A 281-nucleotide genomic window follows, 5' to 3' on the forward strand; every position below is an offset into this window, starting at 1 on the left:
TGTGGGAAGGCTCAGACAGCTAGGAGGTTGGCTTAGAAGCAGCCATCCTTTAAAGAAAGCGTAATAGCTCACTAGTCGAGTCGGCCTGCGCGGAAGATATAACGGGGCTAAATCAGGTACCGAAGCTACGGGTTCATCCTCTGGATGAGCGGTAGAGGAGCGTCGTGTAAGCCAATGAAGGTGGATTGAGAAGTCTGCTGGAGGTATCACGAGTGCGAATGCTGACATGAGTAACGATAAGGGGAGTGAAAAACTCCCCCGCCGGAAGACCAAGGTTTTCT

Annotated in this window: 1 rRNA gene; it reads left to right on the top strand. The window is 51.6% G+C overall.

What is annotated here, in order from left to right:
• A 23S ribosomal RNA gene (locus HXS66_RS17320) occupies window positions 1–281 on the top strand; the annotation flags it as partial.

Source organism: Cobetia sp. 5-11-6-3, from assembly GCF_013374055.1.
GTDB classification, from domain to species: domain Bacteria; phylum Pseudomonadota; class Gammaproteobacteria; order Pseudomonadales; family Halomonadaceae; genus Cobetia; species Cobetia marina.